The sequence below is a fragment of the Flavobacterium sp. genome (assembly GCF_020217025.1).
Lineage (GTDB): Bacteria > Bacteroidota > Bacteroidia > Flavobacteriales > Flavobacteriaceae > Flavobacterium.
On sequence record NZ_JAIWOF010000200.1, the window covers coordinates 1 to 10,000 of the forward strand.

The window sequence follows — 10,000 nt, forward strand, 5'->3', positions numbered from 1 at the left end:
TGTTTACAGTTTCAATAATTTTTTCAGTAGTTGAATTATCAGGTGTAATCCAAGGTTGCTCTTTTGGTTTAAAAACATCGGGATTGTTTTTTACGCAATTAGCAGAATGAGTACATTTCCCTGATTCCCATACAATGGTAACTTCGCCATTTGTATATTCTTTTTTAATGTTTTTTGGATCCATGATTATTTCGTTTTAAATTTATAATACGTCTCTAAATTCAGGAGTTTTATCAAAAACACTTTTCGCAAACGGACACAAAGGCAAGATTTTGATTCCTTTTTCTCTAGCAAATTCCACAGCTTTGGTTACCATTTTTTTGCCAAAACCTTTTCCTTCGTTTCCTGGATTTACTTCAGTGTGGTCGATGATAATTTTATCTTCGCCAGCAAAAACAAAGGTCATCATAGCTTCTTGTTTGCCTTCAACTTCAATGTAAAAAGCGCCTTTGTTGTCGTTTATTCTAAGTTGGACTTCGTTGTTCATAGCTTTAATTATTGCTCCATCGGAATTTCCATTACTAAAAACTTCGCATTAGAATTCGCTTTGATTTCGATTTCATTGGTTTCACAAATTCCAATTGCGTCTCTTCTTTCTAATTTCTCTCCATTTACTTCGATTTCACCTTCAATATTCATCACGTAGAAACCATTTCCTTCTTTTTTCAATTTTAATTTTTTTGAAAAACCGTTGTCAAAATCACTCAAATAAAACCAAGCATCTTGATGAATCCAAACACCAGCATCATCTGGATTTGGGGATAAAATTTGCGCAAAATTATTTTTTTGTAACGATTGGTCTAAAGTAATTTGTTGGTAACGAGGTTCTACATTTCTGTATTTTGGAAACAACCATATTTGAAACAATTTCGTTTGTTGATTGTGATTTGGATTGAATTCGCTATGTTGAATTCCCGTTCCAGCACTCATTACTTGTATGTCACCACTTTTAATAGTAGTACCATTTCCCATACTGTCTTTGTGAGCTAAATCACCTTCTAATGGAATCGTGATAATTTCCATATTATCGTGTGGATGTGTTCCAAAGCCCATTCCAACTGCAATGGTATCGTCGTTCAAAACGCGAAGCATTCCAAATTGTACTTTTTCAGGGTTATACCAATTGGCAAAACTAAAACTGTGATACGCATTTAACCAACCATGATCTGCATGGCCTCTTGAATCTGCTTTGTGTAAAACTGTATTTTTCATAATGTATAAATTTAGTAATTATTATGATACAAATTTACAACCAGAAGATTCTGAAAGCACTTAATGTAGATTAAGAAATTATCGTATAGCCGAACGATGATCTATATCTAAAATTTCATAAATAATTTTTAAGTGATATTTTACGGTGTTTTCAGATATAAAAAGTTTGGTAGCAATTTCTTTATTGGTTAAACCAGAACGAATAAAATCAATAATTTCTTTTTGACGATCGGTTAAATTATAGTTTGATAAATTTAAAGTTGCATTTCCTTTTTCGTCTAATGCTTGGGTTAAACGTTCAATTTCATTGTGAATTCTTGTGTTCTCTTTTTCAACTAAAATTCTTTTTGCCATATTTGATTGGTATAATCTAAAGGCAAAATACAATAGAAGAAGTAATGATATAATAACACCATATAATATGTAATCTATATATTTTTCATTTTGTTCTTTTAGCTGTCTATTCTCGTCTTCTAATTTTTTTTCAGCTAATTCTAACTTTCCATTGGCATCGGTTGCATTGTAATATTTTACAATGGAATCATATTTTTTTTGTGTAAAAAAAGCATTTTTATAATCTTCATTTTCTTGTAATATGTTTCGCATCACTTGGTATAAATACATTTCATATTTTACCTTATTGTATTTTTTTGCTAATAATAAACCTTCTTTAAAAGCAGTATCACGCTTTTCAAAAAGCTCCATTTTATTATAAAGCTCCATTTTTTTACCATAAATATTGGGTAAATTCTCAGGAGAATTTGCTTTAACTAATGCCGCGGCTTCATTTAGTAATTGTTCTGATTTTGCATAGTCTTTGTTTAACATTTTAATATAACCATCTTGCATAATAATCCAAGATTGTGTGGGAATGGTCAAATGTTTAAAATTTATTTTTCTTAGATGAACTATTAAAGCTTCAGCTTTTGGATAATCTTGAGTATCAAAATAGACAAAACATTTTTCAGCATCAATGGTGTTTTTAACCTCTTCTTTGTGGTCACTTTGCAAGCCTTCGGCAAGGGCTAAATCTAATTTATGTAGTGTTTTAGTGTAGTTAAATAAACGTTTGTGTGTAAAAGACTCTAATAAGTAGGCATAATATTTTTCATAATGAGTAGATTGCTCATTTATTATTATTTCATTTAATACTGCAATCGATTTTTCATATTGCAAATTATCATTTAATATTTTGATTTGATTTTCTAATTTTTTGAGTTTTTCAGATTGCCCAAAGGATTGAGTAAATACAAATAAAACTAAAAGCAAAAAGGGGAAATGCTTTTTAATCATACCTAAAAATTTTCTCAAAGATAAGAAACACTTTATTAAAACTGAAAACAAGCTTTATTTTTAAAAATCTGTTTTCCAACAACTTACATAAAACTACCCGTTGGGTAGTCATAAAAACTACCCGTTAACTACCCGAACAAAATTAGATTTTAATACAAGTCTTGCTCAACTTTGCAGCAAACAAAATACAAATGAAAATCTTAGAACGTATTAAAAATTATTTCCGTCTTTTCTCCATTAAAAGAAATGAAGCGATTTACACCTGCATTCAAAATGATATTCCTTTAACGAATGAAAACATTAAAGAAGTAATGGGAATTTTAAAACATAAGGAAAATAAAGAGTTGTTGAAGAATTTTAAAAAAGAAAATTAAGAAAATACTCTCGACGCACTTAATTAATTTTTAAATAATATAAATCTCTTAAATTAAAAATCATGAAACAAAAATTACAATTTTCGATTCTGCTCTTATTCATTAATTTATTTGCTACTGCACAAACTTTTGATGTTGGAAACCTTAGGTACAATATAACAAGTGGAACCAATGTAAGTGTACAAAAAACAAATACTAATCCTACAGGTGCTTTAACTATTCCAGAAACTGTAGTAAATGTTGGAGTAACTTATTCAGTAACTTCTATTAGTGATAATGGATTTTTTAATTGTCTAGGTTTAACATCGGTGGATATTCCAAATACAGTTACAAATATTGGTATCGATGCTTTTAGAGAATGTTATGTTTTGACATCGGTGAATATTCCAAATACGGTAACCACTATTGGTTCATCAGCTTTTCGGAATTGTGCGGCTTTAACTTCAATTACTTTACCAAATTCAATAACTTCAATTAGTAATACACTTTTTTATGCTTGTTCAAGCTTAACATCTTTAGTTATTCCAAATTCAGTTACTACTATTGGTATCGCTGCTTTTTTTGGTTGTTCTAACTTAAGCTCAGTAACTATACCAAATTCAGTTACTTTAATTGGTTCTCAATCATTTGTTAATTGCAGTAGTTTAACTTCTCTAACAATTCCGAATTCAGTGACTACAATAGAAAATCAAGTTTTTGCAAATTGCACTGGCTTAACATCTGTAACAGTAAATTGGACAACTCCGTTAGTGATAAATGCTAATGTTTTTCAAAATGTAAATACAACTATTATACCTTTAAATGTTCCTTCAGGTAGTGAGGCCTTATATGAGGCAAATGCAGTATGGACGACATTTAATCCTATAAATGGGTTTTTATCTGCAGAAGATTTTTCAAATGTACAAGTTAGTATATTCCCAAATCCTACTTCAAATAGTATTCAAATTGTAGGTTTAAATTCAACAGAAAGTTATACCATACATGATGTAATGGGAAGAACCTTATTAAACGGGATATTACCTTCTAACAATACTATTAATCTTGAAAACTTTACAAATGGAAATTACTATTTAAAGCTTTCAAATGGTTTAACTTATACAATTCTAAAAAAATAATACTTTGAAAAATATAGAAAAATACCGTTTAGAAATACTAATTTTTATTTTATATACTGGTCTTACCTTCTGCATATTGTCTGTTTTTTACTAACTATATAAGAATCAAATGAAAATAAAAAAATTACTCATTGCCACACTTTTACTGGGAGCTTTTCAAACACAAGCGCAAGAAGCCGTAGCTACTGCAGGAGGTGACGCTTCTGGAACAAACGGAAACGTGAGCTACACAGTAGGGCAAGTGGTTTACACAACGAACACCGGAACAACGGGTTCAGTAGCACAAGGTGTGCAACAACCTTTTGAAATTCAAACTGTGTTAGGTGCAGAGAATTTCAACATTAACTTGCAATTAGCGGTGTATCCAAATCCTACAACCAACTGGTTACAACTTGAAGTACGAAATACAGATTTCGCAAATCTTTCGTATCAATTGTTTGATTTAAACGGAAAAATGATTTCAAATGAAAAAATTACTGCCGAAACTTCTTCCATTCAAATGGAACGCTTACCAGTAGCTATTTTTTTATTAAAAGTTGTTAGCAACAACAAGGAAGTGAAAACTTTTAAAATCATTAAAAAAGAGAATTAATTATGAAAAAAACAATTACATTATTTTTTTTGTTATTGGTCTCAGTAAACAATGTTAACGCACAATGCACAACAGGATATAATGGAAGTAATACCATATTTACCGAAGCTGTACGAACAGGGCAAACATTTCAAGTTACATGTACAGGTTTGTTGAGCACAATTGTTTTTAATCCTACAAGCCCTAATGTCGATGATTTGAGAGGTCAGAATGTTTTTGTTGGAGTTCGTTTAAGAGATAATGCCGGTGCTATTATAGCAACAGCAACTATAAATGGAGCTTCAAACACAGACCAATGGTTTAATGGTGCGACTATTACGGCTGATTTTACAACTGCAAACCTTACATTAACTGCAAATACAACCTATCGTTGGGAGGTTTTTGAAACTACAGATAATATACCATTATTCTTATTTGGCAGAAATAATTCAAATCCATATGCTTTGGGGAATTATTTTCAAAACGATTCTTCTTTTCCAGGTGTAGATGCTGAAGACTGGACTGTTAATGTGCAAGCAAATTTAAGTTCGGAATTATTTGAAAAAGAAAATATAAGCGTTTATCCAAACCCTTCAAACAGTATTTTTAATATTGAAAACGACAACATTACCAAAATAGAAGTATATGATTTAGTTGGGAAACTAATTTTAAAACAAGAAAATGAATTTGGTGTTTCATCTTTTGATTTAAATCAATATCCTACAGGAATATATTTTGCTAAAATATTAAATAAAAATAATCAATCGAATACAATAAAACTAATCAAAAATTAATGATGAAAAATATTAAATTATACACTCTTATTTTATTCACTTTCATAACATTACAAACGTACGGAATGAATTTATTCGTGCAAACACCTAATAATGGAACTATTTCATTAGATGTAGAGCCATCTGATAGTGCAGAAAATGTTAAAGCCAAGATATTTGATCAAATTTCCGTTCCAGTAATAAACCAAGTCTTATCTTGGAATGGTACAACTATTCAGGACAATCAAACACTTGCTGATGTTGGTATTGTAACTAATAACAGTACAATTGTATTAACTGTTACAAACACAACTCAAGTGCCAGAAAAAATGAGCTACCAAGCCGTAGTGCGTAACACTACCAATAATTTAGTAACCAACCAACCGGTAGGAATGCAAATTAGCATTTTACAAGGTTCGGCAACAGGAACAGCGGTGTATGTAGAAACGCAAACTCCAACCTCTAATGCAAACGGTTTAGTGAGCTTAGAAATTGGTGGAGGTGCAGTAGTTTCAGGAAACATGGCTACTATTAACTGGGCAAATGGTCCTTATTTCATCAAAACTGAAACCGACCCAACAGGCGGTTCTTCCTATACTATTACAGGTACTTCTCAATTATTGAGTGCACCTTATGCTTTGTATGCCAAAACTTCAGGGAGTTCAACTCCTGGTCCGGCAGGAGCAAACGGTTTAGATGGAGCAACTGGTCCAATGGGTCCTCAAGGTCCAGCAGGTGCTAACGGAACAAACGGAAATGATGGAGCAACTGGTCCAATGGGACCTCAAGGACCAGCAGGTACTCCTGGTACTAACGGTCAAGGTGTGCCTGTTGGAGGAACAACTGGACAAGTATTAGCAAAAGTAGATGGTTCAGATTACAACACACAATGGGTAACACCAAGTGCATCTGCAGCAGCTTATCCCAATGTAGAATTATATGTTTCAAACACGAGTATTCAGGCCATTCCGGATTTATTAGGGGGTGCTAGTAGTACTTTATTAACATTTTCTGCTACAAACAATCCTAATGCTTCACTTACTGGCGGAAATACTTGGAATGGTTCTGTCTTTACAGTTGGAACAGCTGGGTGGTATGAAATCGATGTACAAATAGTTGGGGTTACCAATGCAGGTGGACTAAGTAGCAATGGTGTTGATTTTTTCATAGACAAAAACAATACGGTTGGTGCAAGTAAAACAGGTGCCTTATACAGAAATGTACGAAACAGTCAGCCATCTGAAACCATCTTGAAAAACAATTCAACTTTACATACAAGAATATTCCTCAATGCAGGAGATAACATTCGCTTCAGAGGCTTGGCCTGGTCGAATACAATAGCTGCGAATACTTCTGCAGATGGTAGTACGTTTTTGAACATTGTAAGAATTAAATAATAAAAAATCATGAAAAATATAAAAAACGAGTCAGCAATGGCTCGTTTTTGTTTTTATAACAAAGGCATTCGTAAGCATTGAAATTTCCCCCATTTTTGTCATGTTGATCCCAACACTTCGAAGAAACATAACACAAGCAACTCACACATTGCTAAAAACACACTATTGAAACCCCACAATTTTTAAAGCTCCTGCTTGCAAATCATAATCCACAGCATTAACACGCTGAAAAAACTCTAAATACAACAAACCAAATACATTAGGACTTTCAGGAAGAGCACAATTAAATTCTAAATCAGCTTCAGTAGCATCTTGTAAGGATATAGTAATTTTATTACTACAGTTTTGTACAAATGAACTTTGGTGTTCAAAATCCAAACCAGCAACTATAAGTTGTAAAGTAGCATGAGTAGCATGAGGCACTTTCTTCAAAAGTCTCGAATTAAAATTAGAGACAATCAAGTTTCCTTCCAACAAATCTACGGCATAAGTAAAAGGAAAAACGGCGTCAAAAGACAGATTTTTATCAAATTCAAAACGCTCAATAACCTTTTTTGCCTCAACCGATTGAAGCCCATTAATCACAGAACGTTTTCCCCGAGCACTAACCAAGTCCAATCGACTAATCTCCTGAAACAAACCCAAAACTCGATTATGTACATAAGGAATATGCAGTTGCTTCAAATAGGGTTGAAGGCTGTTTCTAAAATATTTACCCATTTCTGCACAATGAGCAAATTCACTACTATTTTCACGAACACGTGTATAGTTCGCATCATTTTTGATTTTATCACCATCAAAGCCACCCGTTTTCCGAACAACAATTTTACCATTCATTTCATAAAATGACAAACCATCAAGTTGTCCAGTAAATTGTATAATTCCTTTTAACTTACCCATAAATCATTGTTTTAACATAGTAGCTATATAGATATAGCACTGATATAGCACTAATACAGCACAAATATAGTATAGAATATATATAAATCAAATAGTAATGACAAGGAGGTTCTAAATCATTTCTTCAATAACCTGCTTTTCATTTTGCTGAAAAACTCAGGTGTTACACCAATGTAAGAAGCAATATGTTTTTGAGGAACTTTCTGAATTAAAGTAGGGTATTTGGAACAGAATTTTTCAAAACGTTCTTCGGCAGTTAAACTCAAATTGTCCATTAATCGTTCTTGATGAGAAACTAAGGAGTTTTCGGCTAAAATTCTAAAAAAGCGTTCTAATTTTGGAATTTCTTGATAAAGTTGTTGTTGGTTTTCTTTGCTAATTATGACAACTTCCGCATCTTCTAGAACTTCGATAAATAAATTGCCTGGTTTTTCAGAAATGTAACTGTACATGTCGCCAATCCACCAACCTTCGCAAGCAAAATGTAATACGTGTTCGATAATGTTATCATTAATATTGAAACTTCTTAAAATTCCTGAATTCACAAAATATGTACAATTTGCTACTTCACCAGCACTTAATAAAATGCTTTTGGCTTTGAATTGTTTGGTTTCGGTTTTAGATAGAAATAAGGTTTCTTCTTCTGGAGTTAAAGAAACATGTTTGGCGATATTTTCTAAAATGGATTGCATTACTCCAAAAATACAATTTAATTTTGGTTTTCTAGAAAAGAAAAAACCGATGCGTTACACATCGGTTTCTATATTAATGAAAGTGATCTTCTTCAATTTCGAATTCGGCATCTTTTTCCCAAATTTCCATTTCGCAAGGTTTACAATTGAATTTTAATTTGTATTCCAATTCGCCTTGTTTTAAAACTAAAGGTTCTTTTAGTTTTTTGTCCATGTTTTCACGATGGTATTTTGGACAACGTTCTAATTCGTATTTAATGCAATATTTGGTGGTCATTACACGAGATTTTCCTGGATCCCATTGTAATTCGAATGCTTTTTCAATTTCGGTTACGCCATGACGTTCGTAGAATTTACGAGCTGTTTTGTTGGCAACATTGTACATAAAATCCAATTTCGTTTCTGGATATGGATGCGATGTTTTTACCAATTGGTGTTCTTTTCGAACATAATTTTTCAAACGAATTTCTGATAATTGTTCGTAAACCGTTCTTCGCATTTCATTGATTTTTGAAATCGGAAGAAACCAATTTCCAGAAAATTCAATTGTAATTTCATCAGCAGTATAAGGTGTAAAACCTGTTTTTGCTAAGTTAATTTTGAAATTTTCTGCTAAAGATTCGTTGTTTTTTGTTTGCTCTTTTGGGTGAACCAAATTCACAACACTTACATTTCCATCTTCATCAGTTGCGATTAATTCAAAACCTGTTTCGTTTTCTTTTAATTGTAAAGTTGTGCTGATTTTTCGAACTGCACTATCTTCTCTTTCTACTAATTTGATGAAAGCCGCATCGTTATTTCTGTAAATGAAAGTGCCTTCTTTGATTTCTTTCAATACGTTTGGATATACAAATCCGTTTTCGGCACTATTCACGTAAATTCCTTCGGCTTCGTTGTTTTCGTTAATGAAACACAATCCGTCGCCATTATTTAGTAATTCACCATTTTCAATTTCGTATGAATTTCCAACGGTTTTAATCAGTTTTCCAATATATTGTCCTTTTGATTTTGGACTTTCCCAAGAACCGATAGATTGATGTCTTTCGTTTACAAAATAATCGGTATAACCACGATTGAACGTTCTATCTAATGACGAATCAAATAAATATGTACATTTTCCAGAAGAAGCTTTGGTATATTTATCGCTATTTTCGTTTAAGAAAGCATCTAACTTCTGACGTAAATAAGAAACGTTATTTTTTACATATACGATGTCTTTTAAACGGCCTTCAATTTTGAAAGAAACAATTCCGGCCTCTACTAAATTTGGAATTTGGTTAGAAACATCAAAATCTTTAATTGAAAGTAAGTGACTATTTTTGATTAAAGTGTCGCCATTTCCGTCAATTAAATTATAAGGTAAACGGCAGTTTTGCGCACAAGAACCACGGTTTGCCGATCGTTCGCCATTAGCAACACTCATATAGCAATTTCCGCTAAACGAAACACACAAAGCACCCGTAACGAAGAATTCTAATTCTACATCAGAGGCTTCGCTGATTTCTTTGATTTGGTGTAAGTTCAACTCGCGCGCTAAAACCACACGTTTGATTCCAGCATCCGCTAAGAATTTAATTTTATCTGCATCACGATTATTGGTTTGCGTACTGGCATGCAATACGATAGGAGGCAACTCCATTTCCATAATCGCCATGTCTTGAATGATTAAAGCA

General features: G+C 32.4%; 12 protein-coding genes. 5 read left to right on the forward strand and 7 right to left on the reverse strand.

Annotated features, from left to right (window positions below):
• The 4 genes from LDL23_RS10285 to LDL23_RS10300 all read right to left on the reverse strand — a co-directional run.
• Window positions 1-184: (4Fe-4S)-binding protein (locus tag LDL23_RS10285; RefSeq protein ID WP_291265617.1), on the reverse strand; the 184-nt coding region annotated here is incomplete at its 3' end.
• 18 nt (window positions 185-202) lie between these two features.
• A complete protein-coding gene (locus LDL23_RS10290) occupies window positions 203-487 on the reverse strand; it encodes a GNAT family N-acetyltransferase (protein WP_291265618.1) in 285 nt (94 codons plus the stop codon).
• An 8-nt stretch (window positions 488-495) separates the two neighbouring features.
• A complete protein-coding gene (locus LDL23_RS10295; RefSeq protein WP_291265619.1) occupies window positions 496-1,212 on the reverse strand; it encodes a pirin family protein in 717 nt (238 codons plus the stop codon).
• 78 nt (window positions 1,213-1,290) lie between these two features.
• A complete protein-coding gene (locus tag LDL23_RS10300; protein WP_291265620.1) occupies window positions 1,291-2,505 on the reverse strand; it encodes a LuxR family transcriptional regulator in 1,215 nt (404 codons plus the stop codon).
• A 191-nt stretch (window positions 2,506-2,696) separates the two neighbouring features.
• On the opposite strand from LDL23_RS10300, the gene LDL23_RS10305 reads away from it, so the two are divergent.
• From LDL23_RS10305 to LDL23_RS10325, 5 genes are all read left to right on the forward strand, one after another.
• Window positions 2,697-2,879 carry a hypothetical protein gene (locus tag LDL23_RS10305; protein WP_291265621.1) on the forward strand — a complete coding sequence of 61 codons (183 nt, stop codon included), beginning with the start codon at window positions 2,697-2,699 and terminating at the stop codon, window positions 2,877-2,879.
• 62 nt (window positions 2,880-2,941) lie between these two features.
• The gene (locus LDL23_RS10310; protein WP_291265622.1) at window positions 2,942-3,994 is read left to right on the forward strand and encodes a leucine-rich repeat domain-containing protein; all 1,053 of its coding nucleotides are present in this window, start codon (window positions 2,942-2,944) and stop codon (window positions 3,992-3,994) included.
• 109 nt (window positions 3,995-4,103) lie between these two features.
• A complete protein-coding gene (locus LDL23_RS10315) occupies window positions 4,104-4,586 on the forward strand; it encodes a T9SS type A sorting domain-containing protein (protein WP_291265623.1) in 483 nt (160 codons plus the stop codon).
• 2 nt (window positions 4,587-4,588) lie between these two features.
• The gene (locus LDL23_RS10320) at window positions 4,589-5,359 is read left to right on the forward strand and encodes a T9SS type A sorting domain-containing protein (protein WP_291265624.1); all 771 of its coding nucleotides are present in this window, start codon (window positions 4,589-4,591) and stop codon (window positions 5,357-5,359) included.
• Window positions 5,359-6,735, forward strand: coding sequence for a ubiquitin-like protein (locus tag LDL23_RS10325; protein WP_291265625.1), 1,377 nt, complete (start codon window positions 5,359-5,361; stop codon window positions 6,733-6,735). The genes LDL23_RS10320 and LDL23_RS10325 overlap by 1 nt, the downstream gene beginning before the upstream one ends.
• A gap of 162 nt (window positions 6,736-6,897) precedes the next feature.
• On the opposite strand, the gene LDL23_RS10330 is transcribed toward LDL23_RS10325, so the two are convergent.
• The 3 genes from LDL23_RS10330 to LDL23_RS10340 form a co-directional block, all read right to left on the reverse strand.
• Window positions 6,898-7,635: a hypothetical protein gene (locus tag LDL23_RS10330; RefSeq protein ID WP_291265626.1), complete on the reverse strand. Its 738-nt coding sequence runs from the start codon at window positions 7,633-7,635 to the stop codon at window positions 6,898-6,900.
• Between the two features lie 116 nt (window positions 7,636-7,751).
• The gene (locus LDL23_RS10335) at window positions 7,752-8,327 is read right to left on the reverse strand and encodes a Crp/Fnr family transcriptional regulator (protein WP_291265627.1); all 576 of its coding nucleotides are present in this window, start codon (window positions 8,325-8,327) and stop codon (window positions 7,752-7,754) included.
• A 73-nt stretch (window positions 8,328-8,400) separates the two neighbouring features.
• On the reverse strand, window positions 8,401-10,000 hold a 1,600-nt coding region (locus tag LDL23_RS10340; protein WP_291265628.1), incomplete at its 5' end, for a U32 family peptidase.